15 protein-coding genes are annotated in these 17,439 nt (G+C 52.9%); 5 read left to right on the forward strand and 10 right to left on the reverse strand.

Annotated features, from left to right (window positions below):
* Window positions 1-183: 183 nt before the first annotated feature.
* The 4 genes from GZZ87_RS15665 to GZZ87_RS15680 all read right to left on the reverse strand — a co-directional run bounded on the left by GZZ87_RS15665 (window position 184) and on the right by GZZ87_RS15680 (window position 5,479).
* Entirely contained in the window at window positions 184-639 is a 456-nt protein-coding gene (locus tag GZZ87_RS15665; protein WP_162024518.1) for a cytochrome b562, read from the reverse strand.
* A 72-nt stretch (window positions 640-711) separates the two neighbouring features.
* Window positions 712-3,153: a hypothetical protein gene (locus GZZ87_RS15670; RefSeq protein WP_162024519.1), complete on the reverse strand. Its 2,442-nt coding sequence runs from the start codon at window positions 3,151-3,153 to the stop codon at window positions 712-714.
* 42 nt (window positions 3,154-3,195) lie between these two features.
* Window positions 3,196-4,860: a glutamine--tRNA ligase/YqeY domain fusion protein gene (locus tag GZZ87_RS15675; RefSeq protein WP_162024520.1), complete on the reverse strand. Its 1,665-nt coding sequence runs from the start codon at window positions 4,858-4,860 to the stop codon at window positions 3,196-3,198.
* 55 nt (window positions 4,861-4,915) lie between these two features.
* Window positions 4,916-5,479 carry a TetR/AcrR family transcriptional regulator gene (locus tag GZZ87_RS15680; protein ID WP_162024521.1) on the reverse strand — a complete coding sequence of 188 codons (564 nt, stop codon included), beginning with the start codon at window positions 5,477-5,479 and terminating at the stop codon, window positions 4,916-4,918.
* Between the two features lie 165 nt (window positions 5,480-5,644).
* Here GZZ87_RS15680 and trxA point away from each other — a divergent pair, with 165 nt between their 5' ends.
* Window positions 5,645-5,962, forward strand: coding sequence for a thioredoxin (gene trxA, locus GZZ87_RS15685; RefSeq protein WP_162024522.1), 318 nt, complete (start codon window positions 5,645-5,647; stop codon window positions 5,960-5,962).
* 91 nt (window positions 5,963-6,053) lie between these two features.
* On the opposite strand, the gene GZZ87_RS15690 is transcribed toward trxA, so the two are convergent.
* The 5 genes from GZZ87_RS15690 to purH all read right to left on the reverse strand — a co-directional run bounded on the left by GZZ87_RS15690 (window position 6,054) and on the right by purH (window position 11,854).
* The gene (locus tag GZZ87_RS15690) at window positions 6,054-7,418 is read right to left on the reverse strand and encodes a glutamate--tRNA ligase family protein (RefSeq protein ID WP_162024523.1); all 1,365 of its coding nucleotides are present in this window, start codon (window positions 7,416-7,418) and stop codon (window positions 6,054-6,056) included.
* Between the two features lie 413 nt (window positions 7,419-7,831).
* Window positions 7,832-8,620, reverse strand: coding sequence for a M48 family metallopeptidase (locus GZZ87_RS15695; RefSeq protein WP_162024524.1), 789 nt, complete (start codon window positions 8,618-8,620; stop codon window positions 7,832-7,834).
* A gap of 40 nt (window positions 8,621-8,660) precedes the next feature.
* The gene (locus GZZ87_RS15700; protein ID WP_244652052.1) at window positions 8,661-8,936 is read right to left on the reverse strand and encodes a Fic family protein; all 276 of its coding nucleotides are present in this window, start codon (window positions 8,934-8,936) and stop codon (window positions 8,661-8,663) included.
* 118 nt (window positions 8,937-9,054) lie between these two features.
* The gene (tnpA, locus tag GZZ87_RS15705) at window positions 9,055-9,507 is read right to left on the reverse strand and encodes an IS200/IS605 family transposase (protein ID WP_162024525.1); all 453 of its coding nucleotides are present in this window, start codon (window positions 9,505-9,507) and stop codon (window positions 9,055-9,057) included.
* A gap of 799 nt (window positions 9,508-10,306) precedes the next feature.
* Window positions 10,307-11,854: a bifunctional phosphoribosylaminoimidazolecarboxamide formyltransferase/IMP cyclohydrolase gene (purH, locus tag GZZ87_RS15710; RefSeq protein WP_162024526.1), complete on the reverse strand. Its 1,548-nt coding sequence runs from the start codon at window positions 11,852-11,854 to the stop codon at window positions 10,307-10,309.
* 240 nt (window positions 11,855-12,094) lie between these two features.
* Between purH and GZZ87_RS15715 the strand changes: the two genes are divergently transcribed.
* Complete coding sequence (locus tag GZZ87_RS15715; RefSeq protein ID WP_162024527.1) at window positions 12,095-12,610, forward strand: rhodanese-like domain-containing protein; 516 nt, start codon at window positions 12,095-12,097, stop codon at window positions 12,608-12,610.
* Window positions 12,611-12,688: 78 nt separating this feature from the next.
* Here GZZ87_RS15715 and GZZ87_RS15720 read toward each other — a convergent pair whose 3' ends face one another.
* Entirely contained in the window at window positions 12,689-13,834 is a 1,146-nt protein-coding gene (locus GZZ87_RS15720) for a M24 family metallopeptidase (protein ID WP_162024528.1), read from the reverse strand.
* Window positions 13,835-13,907: 73 nt separating this feature from the next.
* Here GZZ87_RS15720 and GZZ87_RS15725 point away from each other — a divergent pair, with 73 nt between their 5' ends.
* From GZZ87_RS15725 to GZZ87_RS15735, 3 genes are read left to right on the forward strand one after another with little or no spacing between them, the layout of a single operon-like run.
* Window positions 13,908-14,426 (forward strand): DUF192 domain-containing protein, encoded by a 519-nt coding sequence (locus tag GZZ87_RS15725; RefSeq protein WP_162024529.1) that lies wholly within the window; start codon window positions 13,908-13,910, stop codon window positions 14,424-14,426.
* Window positions 14,427-16,055 (forward strand): hypothetical protein, encoded by a 1,629-nt coding sequence (locus GZZ87_RS15730; RefSeq protein ID WP_162024530.1) that lies wholly within the window; start codon window positions 14,427-14,429, stop codon window positions 16,053-16,055. It begins immediately after the preceding gene.
* 5 nt (window positions 16,056-16,060) lie between these two features.
* Window positions 16,061-17,368, forward strand: a complete 1,308-nt coding sequence (locus GZZ87_RS15735) for an O-acetylhomoserine aminocarboxypropyltransferase/cysteine synthase (RefSeq protein WP_162024531.1) — start codon at window positions 16,061-16,063, stop codon at window positions 17,366-17,368.
* Window positions 17,369-17,439: the final 71 nt, after the last annotated feature.

Below are 17,439 nucleotides of genomic sequence, written 5' to 3' on the forward strand. Positions count from 1 at the left end.
ACCCCAAACAAATCGAGTCCTGAAAGGGCGTTCTATTCGATAGGCGAGGCTCTGGCTGAATTAGGTCAGCCTTTCAGGGCTCAGGAAGTCGGTTGATTCAAACCCTAGGGCGTTGCCCTAGGCTTGCATAGGACACACCTTTGGTGCTGCAATTAATATGCAATGGCAGTTTGCCGAACGTCACTAGTCTTCGTCTTCCTGAAACTTACTGTGCCCCTTTTTCTTTTGGGAGTTAAGGTCAGCCAGCAGCTTTTTAGCGGTGGCATAATCTTCAGCCTTAAGGGCTACGACCAACTGCTCAGCAGTCTTAACACTTTCCTTGATCGCAACTTGGTAAGCGGCTTCCATTTTCTTTTGTTCCGCAGGCTCTAACTTCTCAACAAGTGCTGGGGTGTATTGAGCAGAGAGCTTCGTGTGCTTGAGGAACGTTTCCGCCCATGCGACATATTCAGCGTTCTTCGCTGGGTCTGGCGTTTTCTTAAATGTGCGAGAGAGCATCTTGAAGGGCTTGCCCATCGCTGACATCTCTTCAGCGAGAGGCGTATCTTCGTGCTCGTGGCCATGTTCGTCAGCAGATGCACTGAAGCACATAAAACAAGCGAGTGAAGTATAGGCGATCGATTTGAGGAATGAATGCATAAGCGTGAAGTTGTCAGCTTAGGCTAATTTCTCAAGTATTTTCACAAGCGCTCAATGTCCACTCCAGCGCCTTTACTTTAGCAACCAATGCGAAATCTCCAGCCCGTCGATCGGCAAATTATAGGTCAACCGATAGCTCTGTGTTTTAGCATCGTAGTCCGCCTGCCAAAAGTCATTGCCGTGAACAGATTGATCCAGTGGCACCTCCTCGCCATCGACGAGTTGATAAAGCGTGTAGCCAGTCGCGCTAGATAAACCTTCAAAGCGAATGGGCACGATTCCGCGACCACCATGGATCTGCACGGCGATTTCGGACTCTTCCGCGTGTATGAGAATCGGATAGTTTTTGATAAGAGTGCCGCCCACAACTTCGACATTAAGGTCATTCCCAACAACTTCCCGGTAAATAGTTTGCCACGATTCTGGATAGTCCGTCAGGTGCTCACGGAAGGCATGGTTCGGCCCGTAATAATCATCCGCATGGCGTGGAAAAGTCATCCACTCCAAATCCATCTTCACTGTATCGCCTTGCCGATACTCCGTAACGCCAGTTGGCGCGTGCACGAGTAAATCGAGATTCACTTGCCCGTCTTCGCGGATCAACAGCACCGGCATAGAGACTGTAGGCGCCTCGTCAGTTTTGCCTCCGAAAGTGGCTTCATAAGATCGGATGATCAACGCGCGGCTACCTGTCCCCCACTTTTGATCACGTATTGGATAGCCACCCGGGAAACCGATCCACCACGGCCCTTCGCCAGTCAGGGTCAGGTGATCCACAAACAAGTCACCCACACTTAAATCTGCGGGCACCGTTTTGCTTGCAATCAGTCCGTCTGCGTTGCCATAAGCGATCTGCGGGGCAACGGCCCGGGCAGAGCGCCCCATTTTGAAGAGCCACCCAGCTTCAGCACTCAACGTTTGATTGAAAACATACTCTATGTCGAAAAAGGTTCGTGCATAATCATCGGTGCGGAGCGTGCTCGCCTTCACCGCAACATCGGCGACGCGATCCTTGCCGTAACTACCATCGTAACGCACATCTGTCAGACAAGGCCCCTGTGCGAGATAAGCGGTTTTCATTTCGGAAAAATAGTGTTTCTGCCCGTTCGCATCTTCGACATGCAGCCAGTCCCCGCCCCAGGATGCATCCGTCCAGTTCCACTTGCGTCCCTTGAGCCCATCACGCGCCATCAACATACGCACATCAGTAATGGGAATGTCCACACAGCTCATGTCCATATCGAGGCAGAGTGTTTCCCCCCAACAGCCGATTGACATCTGATCCCAACGTCCATTCCCCCCGTAACCCACTAAAGAAAGCTGCGAGTGGCTAGCCGAGGGCAGCGTGCCATAAAATCCATAAGCGATACGTAACTTGTAGCGCGAAGTTCCAGGTGTCGCCGGCAACAATGTATATGCACGCAGATAGTTACCCAAAGATGCTTCGTGCCAGTTCTTACTAATTTGCACGGGAATGCCAGTCGGCACACCGTTCAAATCGCAAAGGATCGGACAGAGCCCCGTGACGTTTGCAACGCCATATAAATCCAACAGAAAAGGCACCTTCACAACGTTTTCATCCGTATGCTCGATGACGATTTCGAACTCATCGTAGTCACGTATATCAGTGTAGCCAGTCTTCCAGCTTCGTTGTAAATCCCGAACTTCGGCAACATAACCATTCGTCGCCTCATCAAAGCTTACCGCGAACGGTTGATCCTCGCCCGAAGTCAGCGTTAACGAAGCACCGGCAACCGAAACCGGCGGCTGGCCAAAATTCAGATTAAGGGTGACCGACTGTGGTTTCTCAGCTCGCAGATTAGAAGATATATACTCGGCAGTCTGCACAGGCTGACCGTCACCTTCGAATTGAATACTCAGCTTTGCCTGCTTCCACACTTGCTCCTCAACTGGCGCTAAGGTTGCGGTGAACGTTAACGACTCCGGCCAAGTCACAATATTGAGAGAACCTTTGCATTGCAATGTGCGCCCATCCGTATCCTGAAAATGCAATCGAAGTAGATCGTAATGCTGAGCGATACGACCCGATTCCCACAAGCGCGCTTCGTATTTCTGCACGAGCTTGTCTGGCTCCCATTGACGAGCATCTTCCAAATAATTCGGATCGATCCCTGGCCCTTTCTCGCAAGCGACTGCTTCGTAGCGAACGCCCTCTAACTCAATCGAAACCCGCAGTTTTCCCGTTGTTAAACCGAGAATACGTTCAGAACCGACCGCAAGTGCTTCGGTATAGCTCAGCGGATCGCTGAACATCCCAAATTGCGGCTCCGATAGATTCTCCAGGTCAATGGCGAAGCCATAGTATCCAGTTTCCAAGCAAAGTATCGCTGGTGACGAATCATCCAGGTTCTTACGCACCCCATTCAGCCAATAACCGAAAGTATAATCGCGTTCGGATAGATCAGGTGCCGTTTCAACTGACGTCAGCTTCGGCATGTTAGCACAGGCAACAAGCGATACCAGAGACAGGCAATAGAGAACGATTCGCTTCATTTGCCTATCCCTTAGCATACGATGACACTCTCCCTCGGATTACTACTTTTTCTTCGCCCACGAATCACGCAGCGCGACCGTGCGATTAAACACCGGCGCTCCAGGCTTCGACAGCTTATTATCCACACAGAAGTAACCGATACGCTCGAACTGACATTGCTCGCCCGCAGCCATTTCCATGAGACTCGGTTCACAGAGAACCTTCACTTCTTTCGAGGACTCCGGATTTACATACTTCGTGAATGAAATCTCCTTGTCCGCTTCTGGGTTCTCCTCCGTGAACAAACGATCAAACAAGCGCACCGGTGTTTCGACCGCATGCTCTGCGCTCACCCAATGGATGACGCCCTTCACCTTACGGTCGGTCGGTTGCTTGTTGAGCGTGTCGAGGTCGACTGAGCAAAGAAGCTTTGTGATGTTGCCATCGGCATCTTTTTCAACGTCGTCACATTTAATGATGTAACCATAGCGCAGACGCACTTCTCCGCCCTTTTTCAGACGGAAGAATTTGCGATTCGCCTCTTCCTTAAAGTCTTCTTGCTCGATGAACAGACGCCCTGAGAACGGAATCTTACGTGTGCCAGCCGACTCATCCTCTGGATTATTCACGCCATCGACCTCGACGACCTGACCTTCTGGCCAGTTGGTAATTTCGATTTCCAACGGATCAAACACCGCCATACGACGGATCGATGTGCTGTTGAGCTCAGCGCGCACCGCGTGTTCAAGCAGCGCCACATCACTGGTGGAGTTGACCTTGGTAATGCCGACGGTCTCGCAGAATTTACGGATCGCAGCAGCCGGATAGCCGCGGCGGCGCATGCCCGACAATGTCGGCATACGTGGATCATCCCAACCATCGACGAAGTCACCTTCGACGAGCTCACGCAACTTGCGCTTACTCACAACGGTGTAAGTCATGTTCAGGCGAGAGAACTCCGTTTGCTTCGACGGAAAGATGCCGAGCTTCTCAATGAACCAATCGTAGAGCGGACGGTGATCTTCGAATTCAAGTGAGCAGAGCGAGTGTGTTACCTCTTCGAGCGAGTCACTTTGGCCGTGCGTAAAGTCATAGCTTGGATACATGCACCATTCGTCGCCCAGACGGTGGTGATGCATACGCTTGATACGATACATCACAGGGTCGCGCATGTTCATATTCGGATGCGTCATGTCGATCTTAGCGCGTAGCACCTTCTCGCCATCAGCAAACTCACCTGCACGCATACGCTTAAAGAGATCTACGCTCTCCTCAATCGGGCGCTCGCGATACGGGCTCGGGCGCCCCGGCTCGTTGATCGAACCGCGATAGTCACGCATCTCGTCGAACGAAAGTTCTTCGACATACGCATGACCGTCTTCGATCAACTTAATTGCCCACTCGAACAGTTGCTCGAAATAATCGCTAGCGAAACAGATCTTCGCCCACTTAAAGCCCAGCCACTCGATGTCTTCCTCGATCGCACGCACGAACTCATCGCTCTCCTTTTCAGGATTCGTGTCGTCAAAGCGTAGGTTGCACTTGCCACCAAACTCCTCCGCGATGCTGAAATTCAAGCAAATCGCCTTCGCATGACCAATCTGCAAATAACCATTCGGCTCAGGAGGGAAACGTGTCTGCACACGTCCATCATGTTTACCTGCGGCCACATCGGCAGCAATCATTTGGCGGATAAAATCGGTCGGCGTATCTTTAGCGTCTGACATAAGCGACAGAGAAAAAGCCAGCAGAGCCCGCTCCGCCAGTTTAAAATCGCATGTTTCAACGCATCTTTTCAATCAACGACCGAGCCAGCGACCGAGCCGTCTCGATCGCCTGATCGCAGGCTCCATACTGCGCCACCACAATCGCCCCCTCTAAGACCAACTGTAACTGATCTGCCAGTAAGGCCGGATCACGAAGCTTCCCCTCTGCTGCAACCTCAACCAGTATTTCACGAATCGCGATTTTAGACTGTTGAGCGATGCCACTCAAGTTCGACGAGCACCCAGCAAACTCATTGATCGTCTTCATAAAAATACAGCCAGCGAAGGTCGAGCAACCAAACCATTCGCGATATAAATCAAAGCAACGCATAAAGCGCGCCATACAATCCTGCTCCTCGGTAAATATAGCTGTTCGCATCCTCTCAATCAACTCAGCCTGATGCTGCTCTAACACTGCCTCGATCAAGCCCTCCTTTGAGCCAAAGTGCTTATAAAGCGTGCGTTTCGTGACACCGGATTCCGCTGCGATCTGATCCACACCTGTGCCATTAAAGCCCTGTCGCTCGAATAAACGATACGCACAGACCAACAAGGCCTCTCTTTTATCATCATGCCCCATATTTTATAAATCCTTGATCTTAGATCATTTAATACTCGAACGATAGATTTATCAGAAAATTCGCAACTCTTTGAAATAAACGGACAGTCATACGCTCCTATGTATACAGATCGGTATACTTCGATCTGCATAAATCAACCATCATTCATAGAACAAAGAAATAATATGCCTACCAACATCGGATCCAAACAAGCCTTCGAGGCGCTCATTCAACAACCAGGCAAAGTCGTTGCAGTCGATTTCTGGGCACCTTGGTGCGGACCCTGTAAAGCGCTGGCACCGATTCTGGAAAAAGTCTCAGTAGCCATCGGCAGCAAAGGCGAAATCGCCAAGGTCAACGTCGACGATTTCAGCGACATCGCAAAAGAATATGGCATCAACTCAATTCCAACTGTCATCTATTTCCGCGCTGGCAAAGAAGTGCACCGTGCCACAGGCATTGAACCAGAAGCGACTATCATTGGTCACTTCGATCGATTTTAACAGCAAGCGCTGTTCTTAAATTACAGAACTTGATACAAAAAAAAGCCCGCCGATCACTCGGCGGGCTTTTCAATTTCTAGAAAGACTGAGCTTATCCGATAAACGCCTTCAAGCGTGCAATCACACGATCTTTACCGAGCACAGCCAACATCGGCAATAGGTCGGGACCGCCGCCCTGCCCGCTCAACGCATAACGCAGTGCTGGGAAATACGCGAAGACTTTGACCTCTTTCGACTCGGCATGCGCTTCGAGCGCAGCTTGCAGCGAATCGGCATCAAAGGTTTCCACGCCTTCGATCACTGGTAGGATTTCTGCAAGCAGCTCCTTCGGGTCCGCCTTCTTCGCGATCTTTGCACCGACTTTTTCGTTCAACTCAAAGTCTTCGACGAAGAAGTAGCGGCAGAAATCAGCCAAGTCATCAAGGCCACGCGCCTTACCTTGGCAGAGGGTCAACACGGACTGCAGATAATCTTCATCCACATCCTCAGTGATCACACCTGCAGTGTGCAGCATTGGACGCGCTAAGAATGCATAGCTCTCTACATTCAGTTCACGCAAATATTCAGTATTCAACGCAGAGAGCTTCTTCTCATCGAAACGAGAGTTGCCCTTGTTGATCCCAGGAAAGTCGAACAGCTCGATGATATCATCGATGTCCATCTTCTCGCGCTCGTCCTTCGGATTCCAACCAAGCAGTGAGATGTAGTTACGCACCGCATTCGCCAAGAAGCCGCGGTCTGCATATTCCTCGATCAATGCACCCTTGTCGCGCTTGCTCATTTTACCTGAGCCGACTTCTTTCAAAATCAGCGGGATGTGTGCAAACACGGGTGGCTTCACACCGAACGCATTAAATAGCTCCACGTGCTTACTCGTGTTGGACAAGTGATCCTCGCCGCGAATCACGTGCGTAATGCCCATCGCAATATCGTCCACCACATTCACAAAGTGAAACACTGGGTTGCCATCTTTACGAACGATGACGAAATCCAACTCCTCCGCACGCTCGACACGACCACGCACCGCATCGTCGATAATCACAGGCGCAGCTTTGACCTTCTCGATCTCCTTTTCTTTAAAATCGTCGTATTCGGTATAGCGCTCACCTTCGAGCTTGAACCAAATCGCACCGTCCTTCTCGTAGGTGCGGCCAGCATCTACCAACTTTTTCAAATATTCGTCATAAACGGATTGGCGTTCGCTCTGGAAATACGGGCCATACGCACCACCAACTTCAGGACCTTCATCCCAGTCCATGCCCATCCAACGCATGCCTTCGAGCAACACGCGTAGCGCTTCGTCGGTATTACGCTCCTTGTCTGTGTCCTCGATGCGCAGCACAAAGGTGCCACCGGTATGACGCGCATACAGCCAGTTAAACAGAGCAGTGCGGGCACTACCGATATGGAAGAAACCAGTCGGGCTGGGAGCAAAACGAACGCGAACATCTGACATAATAAAATCTGGCTAAGTGAAATCCCCGCAGCTCGGAAGTTGGCTGCGGTCAAAAGTAAACCACGCACTCAATAAAAATGCCGAATCGAGTCAATGTTGATCAACACGTAGCATCGGGAATAAACAGCACTACAATCATTTTTCGCCACTCCGATGCGAACTACAAAAAATGCCTCCCGACCGAAGAGCTGCTGAAAGTTGCGAAGTAATAAGTGACACAGACATTTCTGTCAGTCCCGAGCAGAAGAACAGACAGGACGGAGGTCTGCGACTCGACTGAGCTCGCCGAAGTCCGGAGATGGCGCAGCAATATCTCACTCAGCTGAAGAACAGACAGGAATGTCTGTATCACACTCCTCACTATCACTCCTCACTACCACCAGCGCAGCGATCACTCGCCGCCGCAGGCGGCGCTACCGATTCCGATACGCATCCATCGCGCGTGGCATGAGCTCATTAAGCTTACGAATACGGGTGGTGCCCGCGGGGTGTGTCGATAAAAATTCTGGTGGAGCGCCACCGCCGAGCTTCTCCATCCGTTCCCAAAAGGCGATCGCCGCGCGTGGATCATAGCCCGCCTTTGCGGCATAAATCAGACCGATCTCATCAGCCTCGCTCTCATGATAACGACTATATGGCAGAATGGCACCGTAAGTCGCACCCGCACCGAACATTGCCAAAACCAACGCACGCTCACTATCATCCATATCAGCCGCAGCCACGCCGACGCCCACCACTGCAGCACCGCCAGCGGCCAACATTTTATGCGACATACGCTCGTTGCCATGCCCTGCTGCCACGTGCGCAACTTCATGCCCCATCACCACCGCTAGCTCATCGTCACTCTTAATTATTTCTAAGATACCGGTATAAACCGCGACTTTACCGCCCGGCATCGCGAACGCATTGACCTGCTCGTCATCATCAAACACCACGAACTCCCATTGTGCATTGGGCATATCCGGAGCCGCCACATACGCGATACGGTCGCCGACTCGCTGCACCATCGCGTTATAGTTTGCATCACGCGAGATCGGCGTCTCCTGCTTGAGTTGATTAAACTGCGAGGACGACATGGCAGTCAACTCCCCCTCTGGCACCAAATGCAGCGCCGAACGCCCAGTCTGCGACACGGTGGTGCAACCAGTAAACCACAGGAGAGCCCCAGTGAGGAGCGCGAGCGAACAGACTTTCTTTTTCATATGTGACTCACATTGATCACTCTTACCTCGCGAATCAAACCTAGTTCACAAGTTTCCGCAATCGCTCGGTCGTTTGATCCCGGTCGAGACGACTTGCAGCCACATCGAGCGTGAGGGCTTCCCATTGATCGACATCCAACGCTTCATTTTCGAGTAATCCATTCTCTGACAAAAATACCAAACACGTGGCTAAGCCCGTTCGCTTATTACCATCAATAAAAGGATAATTCTGACAGAGATAAAACAAGTAAGCCGCCGCAATATCGATCGCATCGTTAAAGACAGGTTCACCAGACCTCGTCGCTTGGGGCGCCAAATATCGCAAAACTACTGGAATCGCGACACTCTCCAGCCCCAACGGGGCGACATATGCCAGCCTAGGGCGCAGCCCTAGGAATTGATGCCACCATAATCATAAGCCCTGAAAGGGCGGCCTAATCCCAGAGATACCGTTCATCATATGCCACACCATGTTTCTCCAAAAAGGCACGTAATTCGTCTTGAAAAGAGATCTTCGTGTGATGCTCTGCCTGATTCTCAATATATTTCCGAACTGCCTCAACGTTGGACTCACTGACAGAAAATGCGCCGAAACCTGCTTGCCAAGCGAAGCCCGACAGTTCCAGTGATTGTGTCTTGAGCCATTTAGACGACGATGCCTTCAGGTCTCCCACCGCGGACGACAACGCCACGGTGCGGTGAAGCGAAAAGAGAATGTGCGCGTGATCCTCGACCGAGTTAATGATGAGTGCCGGGCAATCCATATTTTTGAGAACCGTCGCCATGTAGCCATGTAAGTTGGCACGAACTGGTTCATTGATAAAGCCTTCGCGGTTTTTCGTAGAGAAAATGAGGTGCACAAGGTTTTTGGCGAGTGATTGTGGCATGGTCGATTGGGTCGCCCTTTCAGGGCTTGGAATATGGTATAATTAGATACCTAGGGCGTTGCCCTAGGCTAACATAAATCGCCCCGTTGGGACTAGAAATGTAGGGTAACTGATCCTAGTTCACGACGCGGAATAGTTAAACCGCCCCGTCGAGACTGTCAAACGCCGGCAAAACACGAACGATTGAGGCATGCTCGATTGGGTCGCCCTTTCAGGGCTTGGGAATACGGACGATTAAATTCCTAGGGCGTTGCCCTAGGCTGACATGAGTCGCCCCGTTGGGGCTACAAAGTGTAGCTTCTATCGTTCGCGCCTCACAGCGTTGACTAGTATGAACCGCCCCGTCGAGACTGTCAAACGCAGGCAAAACACGAACGATTGAGGCATACTCCATTGGGTCGCCCTTTCAGGGCTTGGGAATACGGAATGATTGGATACCTAGGGCGTTGCCCTAGGCTAACATGAGTCGCCCCGTTGGGGCTTGAAATGGTCACGCAAGTGAAGCGATACCCTTCATCAGGGGCAAAGCCCCGACCTATGTCAGCCCATGGTGCAACCATGGGTTCAAGGATCACATGAAACCCGTAGCCCTGAAAGGGCGCTCTAACCTAAGGACTTACATTGATCATGCCAAACAACACGACATCACCTGACAGAGATCAACAGTGAGCTATCTTGCGAATGAAAAAGTCCGTCATCCATCAAACGAACGATCACAAAAAAGCCGAGCGTTACCGCTCGGCTTGATTCGAAGTTCAACGTTCAACGTTGGACGTTCAACGTTCGCGCCGCAGGCGCTCTAGTGCTTGAAGTGGCGCTTGCCGGTAAAGACCATGACCATGTCGCGCTCGTCGGCTGCGGCGATCACTTCTTCATCACGCACGGAGCCACCGGGCTGGATCGCTGCCTTGGCACCGGCTTCGGCTGCGGCGATGAGGCCGTCGGCGAATGGGAAGAATGCATCCGATGCGACGATCGAACCATCGAGCGGCAGACCTGCTTCTCCGGCCTTCCATACAGCGATCTTCGAGCTATCCACACGAGACATTTGACCAGCACCGACACCGAGTGTGCGTTCGCAACCAGCATAGACGATGGCGTTGGATTTGACGTGCTTTACGACATTCCAACCAAAGATCATGGCGCGCATTTCTTCGTCTGTCGGCTGACGCTTGGAAACGATCTTCCAGTCGCTTGGGCGGTCTGGCATCGTGTCGCGATCTTGAATCAAGACACCACCGACGACCGAACGCATTTCTTGCAATGAGTCAGCTGGCAAGGTGCCCTTCACTGTCATCAAGCGCAGGTTCTTCTTCTTACCGAAGATTTCGCGAGCGGCTGGCGTAAAGTCGGGAGCGATGATCACTTCGCAGAAGATCTTGCTGATGATGGCAGCGAGGTCGGCATCCATTGTCTGGTTGACCACGATGATGCCACCGAACGGTGCTTGTTGGTCAGTGACGAAAGCCTGTTCCCAAGCTTCGACGAGCGTGTCCGCACTGGCGACGCCACAAGGGTTGGTGTGCTTGAGGATCGCAACCGTTGGCTTTTGGAACTCACCGATCAGGTAAGTCGCCGCAGTGATGTCGATGATGTTGTTAAAGCTGAGCTCCTTGCCTTGCAACTGCTCGAAGCAATCGAAAAAGCTACCGTAAAGCGCTGCCTTCTGGTGTGGGTTCTCGCCGTAACGGAGGCTCTGGACTTGTGGAAGCTGAATATCGAGCTCCGAAGGAATACCGGAAATGTCGCCGAGGTTTGGCTCGTTGACCTGACCTTCGAGGTATTTCGCAATCGCACCATCATAAGCGGATGTGCGTTGGAAGACCTTGAGCGCGAGTTCGCGGCGGAGTGTCGTGAGCGCAGCATCGTCGCCCATGGCGGCAAGCACGCGATCGTAGTCGGCTGCGTCGACAACGACGGAAACCGAAGCGTGGTTCTTCGCAGCAGAGCGGAGCATCGAAGGGCCACCGATGTCGATATTCTCGATTGCGAGTTCGAAAGTGACGTCTGGCTTGGCAACGGTTTCTTCGAACGGATAAAGGTTCACCACGACGAGATCGATCATGTCGATGCCGTGCTCAGCAGCGGCAGCCATGTGGTCGGCTTTGTCGCGGCGAGCGAGCAGACCGCCATGAATTTTCGGGTGCAATGTCTTCACGCGGCCTTCCATCATTTCAGGAAAACCGGTGTAATCGCTCACTTCGGTAACAGGAATGCCCTCTTTTTCAAGAAGCTTGGCAGTGCCACCAGTGGAGAGCAGACGGTAGCCGTGCTGCTCGACAAGTGCTTTAGCGAACGGCACGAGGCCTGATTTATCGCTGACGGAGAGGAGTGCTGTTTTTTGCATAGTGTTGAGTATGAAAGTGAAAACCTTCGAAATTTTTAAAAGTGAAGTGCGGGATTAAAGCGCAGAAATCGAAATCGCCAAGCGTTTTAGATAGAAAGCACCACAAAGTTCACAGAAAACCCTCTCGAACCTGATAAAAGTCACGGCCACAGAGGCGCTGTGGCTTATTGAAATCAGAAGCATTCCTACAAAAGTAGTAAGCGACTTGAATTTCAAGAACCCTGCCATAGTCTCTCCGCCATGAGCATCCAAACCATCGAAGCCTCCACTCTTTCAGAAATCATTGCCAAAGGCGGCAACGTCATCGACGTGCGCACGCCCGCCGAATTTAAGTCTGCTCATGTCATCGGTGCAGAGCTCCATCCCTTAGATAAGCTAGATGCCGCAGCCTATTGCAAAAGCGTAGGCACCGACGCTCCTGTTTACATTCTCTGCCAAAGCGGCAAACGTGCGAGCATGGCCGCCGAGAAACTCGCCGCCGCTGGCCACACTCAGGCCATCGTCGTCGAAGGAGGCACACTCGCCGCGATCGACGCGAAGCTGGACATCGAATACGGAAAAGGTGCGATCTCGATAGAACGTCAAGTGCGCATTGTCGCGGGCCTCATGGTGCTCTGCGGCACACTTGCTGGCGTCTTCATCCACTCAGGGTTCCTCATCGTGCCAGGCTTCGTCGGCACCGGACTTGCCTTCGCAGGCATCACCGACACTTGCGGCATGGCAATGATGCTGGGCAAGTGCCCGTGGAATCAGTAGCACAGACCGAAACGGCTTCGCCGATCCGCCACACCCTCAAGTCTCAGCCCTCAAGTCTCAGCCCTCAAGTCTCAGTCCTCAGCGCAGCTCCCACTTATAGTGCATCGACGAAAGCATTTCACTACCGTCCTTCGTCACACGCACCACATCTTCAATCCGGCAACCACCGATCTCTGGATAATACAAACCGGGCTCGATGGTAATCACATGCCCCTTGCGCAAACGCCCAGCACCTGTCGAAACACGAGGATCCTCATGCACCTCCAGCCCTAGGCCATGCCCCGTCGAGTGAATAAAGCCCACGAAACCTTCGCCACGACGCTCCGTCTGAAACCCGCGATCCTCAAACACCTGAGCCGCGACACCATGCACCGTCGCGCCACTCACGCCTGACTTCACCTTCGAAATCGCTGCAAGTTGTGCATCCCGCACTGCACCCACAAGCGCACGCTGCGCGTCATTTGCCCGCCCCTTAAGAAAGGTGCGCGTCATATCACCATGGTAACCCGTCGCTTGAACACGCGGAAACACGTCAACTATGATTAATTCATTCGGCTTGAGCGGCCCATGTCCAGCTTCGTGCGGATCGCAGCCCTGCGGACCTCCAGCTACAATTGTATTCTGTGCCACTGCGCCCTTCTCCAGGCAGGCTTGACCGATCAACATATGGAGCCACTCAGAAGTCAGTGTGCGGCCTTTGTATTTCAAGCGTTTACCAACAATCTTCGACGCGCGTAATACTGCCTCAGCAGCGCGGATGCCAGCTGCACTCGCCGCATTGCCCTGTTTCAAGGCTTTTGCCTCATCATCATTCTTAAGCTCACGCGCAGGAAAGAACGGACTCGACCCGATGTGCACCTTCAAGCCTGCTGCCACCAATTTCGCATAATAGACAGACGGAAAATCCTGAGGCACCTCCAGCTCACGCACCTTATTTAATTTAGCAAAATAGCGCATCATCTCTGCAGGGCCGACCGCCACGCGCTCAATGCCTAGCGCCTTCGCCACCTGCGCCTGCACCGTTTCCAGCAACAGCACCTCATCACAAGCCGACTGCGCTCGGACACGTCCATACTCCAGACGGTTCACCACTACCGTCGAACGATTCCCAACGATAAAGCACAGGAAAGGATCAGGCACAAAAACCTTCGTCAGGTAATAAATATCGGCAGATTGCTCCGACGAGGCGTAGAGAACACGGATAACTGAGGATTTACTTTTCATTACAAATATTTGAGTTATGACTCTTCTGTATCACACCCGATCTGTCACGCTCTGACTTTACCGCTGAGCAACTATGAAACATCGCACCTACTCAGTTTTTACCCTCGTCCTCACTCTGCTGCTCGGAGCCTGTGCACCACAAGAGCCCACGATCATCACGGAGTCCAACGACACCTATTTCCCAATTTCAATCGGCGGCGCCCCACTTCAGCTCCAACTGGCCCTCATACAAAGCGAGCAAAGCAAAGGCTTGATGCACCGCGACTCGATGCCCAAGGACCACGGCATGCTCTTTTTATTTCAGCAAGCTGGACCACGCGCCTTCTGGATGCGCAACACCCGCATCCCACTCGACATCGGCTACTTCGATGCAAGCGGGCGCTTATTAGAGATCCACGCGCTCTACCCCTACGATGAGAATTCGGTTCCCTCACGCAGCCAAGAAGTGCTCATCGCGGTCGAGACCAATCGTGGTTGGTTCGCCCGCAACAACATTACCCCTGGCGCACAGATCGACCTCAAAGCCTTAACACAAGCTATCAAGCGCCGCGGTCAATCCCCCGCTAATTTTCAACTCCAGCCCGCACACTAAATGTCCGAGCCGCAAACCACAGAAGAACGCATGCCGCGTAACGGGAACTTAATCGTTCCGCCCTCAAAAGACGATGCACCACGCAAGCGCCGTAAGCGAACCAACACCAACGAACCGCCCCGCGCGCGGCTTCGTGCCTACTTCGCGCTGATTGCCCTCGTCGCCCTCATATTCAGTCCGCTACTAAGCTCTGATGTCCTCTGGTCTGACTACGACTCCGTCGAACGCACCCCGTTTGAATCGATGGAGCGCTGGCAAGATGCATGGACGCTCGACAGCATACGTCAAAACGATCCGATCACGATTACCAGCTATTTCCTAGAGCAGGCGATCCCACTCCCGGCACCCGTAGTCTATCGAGGCATCAATATACTACTGCATATTTTCGCAGCCATCCTCCTTCTTAAAAATTTAGAGACGCTCAAGTTTCCTGCCGCATTTTCTGCCACACTGATATTTGCCCTCCACCCAGCCACGATTCAGACTCTGTTTTGGGCAGGCTACCGCACCGAAATCATCAGTTTGATATTCATCTTAAGCGCGCTCTACTACGGAAGCCGTAATCGAAATGCACGCGACTACACCGCAACGATCCTACTCACTACGATCGCTTGCTTGATTCATCCCGCCGCATTTGCCATCCCGCTCATTCTGGCGCTCATCATTCTCAATCAGGAGCGGCATGTGCACATCCACTCCTTTAACCGTGTGCTGCCGCTCATCTGCCTGTGCCTCTTTCTCGCAGTCTGGATCGGCTCAGGCAGTAGCGATACCAAGACAACCGCCGAAGCTCTCGGCGCCACAGAGCGCCTCAACCACGCGGGGCAAAACATGGCTCACTTTACTCGACAAGCGCTCGTGCCGGTTAACACCGCGCTCTTTCATCCATTCGACAAAGGTGCAAACTACCAAATCGGCGCTCAAATGAGCCTGCTGCCCTTCCTGCTCTTCGTTCCCTTTTTCATACTCATCGCCTTTAATATTAGAAAGGCTTGGGCGCGCGCGATCTTACTCGGTCTCAGCGCTTACCTCCTACTCATCGCATACGGCACTAGCAAAGATGGACACTTCATCGACGGCGAGCTCGCCCACGAAGATCACTACCTCTACGTCGCCCTGCCAATGATTATCACATTGGTGATCACCGCACTCGGTCGACTCATTTACAATATGGGAGTCGCCGGCAAACCGCTCTGGGTCATGGGATGCTCATTGTTGCTCTTTATCGAAATCGCCATCACCGGAAGCTTTGCCTACTCCATTGCTGAGCCGACCCGTATGTGGACAGTCATGGCAGAACGCTGGCCAAACGCATGGCAGCCCCAAGCCGCACTCATCGACAGCATCTCACAGAGTGACGAAGCGCCCCTATACACCAATAAACAACTAATCGACAAACTCGAAGCGATTCTCGAAAAGCGCCCCGATCTTGTTGAGAACCGCAAAACACTCGCCCGCATCTTCGCCGAAGAGGGGCAACGAACAAATGCGCTACGCGAATACAAACGCATCCTTCGCGAAACGAATCCCGACAACGAATTCCTAGAAGAAGCAGCACGCTTCCTAGACGAATCCGGACTAAATTGGGACGCCACCAAAACTAGAGAACGTAAAACCAAAAATCCATAAGACTTATGACAGATCAAAAAACACCCGGCCTCGGCACCCTCACCCTACACGCAGGTCACACGCCTGACGCAGAGACAGGCTCGCGCGCCGTCCCCATTTATCAAACCACCAGCTACATGTTTCGGGATACCGACCATGCTGCTAAACTCTTCGGCCTCGAAGAGCTCGGCTACATCTACACCCGTATCATGAATCCCACTACAGACGTGCTAGAGAAGCGCGTCGCAGCACTGGAAGGCGGCGTCGCTGCACTCGCACACGCCAGTGGTCAAGCCGCCATCACCAGCGCTATCCTCAACATAGCAGGCGCAGGCGATAACATTGTCTCCTCTGCCCAACTCTACGGCGGCACGTATACACTTTTCAAATACACACTGCCGAAGCTCGGCATCGAAGTCCGCTTCGCCGACGCCGAAGACCCATCCTCCTTCGAGCCACTAATCGACGACAAGACCAAAGCCATCTACGGCGACACTGTCGGCAATCCGAAGCTCAACATCTTCCCCTTTGAGGAAGTCTCTAAAATTGCAAAAGCTGCAAAGCTGCCACTCATCATCGATAGCACTGTCGCCTCCCCAATGGTCTGCCGACCACTAGAGCACGGCGCCAACATCGTCATCCACAGCCTCACGAAATACATCGGCGGGCATGGCACTAGCATCGGCGGCATCGTCGTCGACGGCGGCAATTTTGATTGGGGCAGCGGTCGCTTCTCCGAATTCACCGAGCCCGACCCAAGTTACCACGGCCTCGTGCATTGGGATGTCTTTAAAGCCTTCGAACCAGCAGGCGGCGCCAACATCGCCTACATCATGAAGATGCGCCTCCAATGGCTACGCGACACCGGCAACTGCACCTCGCCCTTTAACTCCTTCCTACACCTGCAAGGCCTCGAAACCCTGCACCTACGCATGGAGCGGCATTGCTCCAACGCGCTCAAGGTCGCCGAGTTCCTCGAAAGTCACGACGCAGTGAGCTGGGTCAACTACCCAGGCCTTGAAGGCAACGCGCACAACGCAGCTGCCAAGAAATATTTCGACGAAGGCACCTTCGGCGCGATGGTCGGCTTTGGACTCAAAGGCGGCCTCGATGCTGGACGCAAGTTCATCGATAGCCTTGAACTCTTCAGCCACCTCGCCAACATCGGCGACGCCAAGTCGCTCGCCATTCATCCCGCCAGCACCACGCACCAGCAGCTCACCCCCGAGCAACAGGAATCCACCGGCGTGACCGCCGACTTCGTCCGCCTCTCCGTAGGCATCGAAGACATCAGCGACCTGCTCGCCGATTTGGATCAAGCGCTGAAAGTGTAAGCGAGAGCAAAAGACGTCCCCGTCGGCCACAGCGTAAAAGCAACTGCCAACGGGGACGTTGGCGTTCCCTG

Origin of the sequence: Lentimonas sp. CC4, from assembly GCF_902728235.1 — a bacterium.
Lineage (GTDB): Bacteria > Verrucomicrobiota > Verrucomicrobiia > Opitutales > Coraliomargaritaceae > Lentimonas.

Excerpts from the sequence above, each read along its gene's own strand:
- tnpA (WP_162024525.1), bottom strand. The coding sequence starts at position 9,507 with ATGCCACAATCACTCGCCAAAAACCTTGTGCACCTCATTTTCTCTACG.
- GZZ87_RS15720 (WP_162024528.1), bottom strand. The coding sequence starts at position 13,834 with ATGAAAAGTAAATCCTCAGTTATCCGTGTTCTCTACGCCTCGTCGGAG.
- GZZ87_RS15695 (WP_162024524.1), bottom strand. The coding sequence starts at position 8,620 with ATGAAAAAGAAAGTCTGTTCGCTCGCGCTCCTCACTGGGGCTCTCCTG.
- GZZ87_RS15690 (WP_162024523.1), bottom strand. The coding sequence starts at position 7,418 with ATGTCAGATGTTCGCGTTCGTTTTGCTCCCAGCCCGACTGGTTTCTTC.
- GZZ87_RS15735 (WP_162024531.1), top strand. The coding sequence starts at position 16,061 with ATGACAGATCAAAAAACACCCGGCCTCGGCACCCTCACCCTACACGCA.
- GZZ87_RS15665 (WP_162024518.1), bottom strand. The coding sequence starts at position 639 with ATGCATTCATTCCTCAAATCGATCGCCTATACTTCACTCGCTTGTTTT.
- GZZ87_RS15675 (WP_162024520.1), bottom strand. The coding sequence starts at position 4,860 with ATGTCAGACGCTAAAGATACGCCGACCGATTTTATCCGCCAAATGATT.
- GZZ87_RS15725 (WP_162024529.1), top strand. The coding sequence starts at position 13,908 with ATGAAACATCGCACCTACTCAGTTTTTACCCTCGTCCTCACTCTGCTG.
- purH (WP_162024526.1), bottom strand. The coding sequence starts at position 11,854 with ATGCAAAAAACAGCACTCCTCTCCGTCAGCGATAAATCAGGCCTCGTG.
- GZZ87_RS15670 (WP_162024519.1), bottom strand. The coding sequence starts at position 3,153 with ATGAAGCGAATCGTTCTCTATTGCCTGTCTCTGGTATCGCTTGTTGCC.
- trxA (WP_162024522.1), top strand. The coding sequence starts at position 5,645 with ATGCCTACCAACATCGGATCCAAACAAGCCTTCGAGGCGCTCATTCAA.
- GZZ87_RS15680 (WP_162024521.1), bottom strand. The coding sequence starts at position 5,479 with ATGGGGCATGATGATAAAAGAGAGGCCTTGTTGGTCTGTGCGTATCGT.
- GZZ87_RS15730 (WP_162024530.1), top strand. The coding sequence starts at position 14,427 with ATGTCCGAGCCGCAAACCACAGAAGAACGCATGCCGCGTAACGGGAAC.
- GZZ87_RS15715 (WP_162024527.1), top strand. The coding sequence starts at position 12,095 with ATGAGCATCCAAACCATCGAAGCCTCCACTCTTTCAGAAATCATTGCC.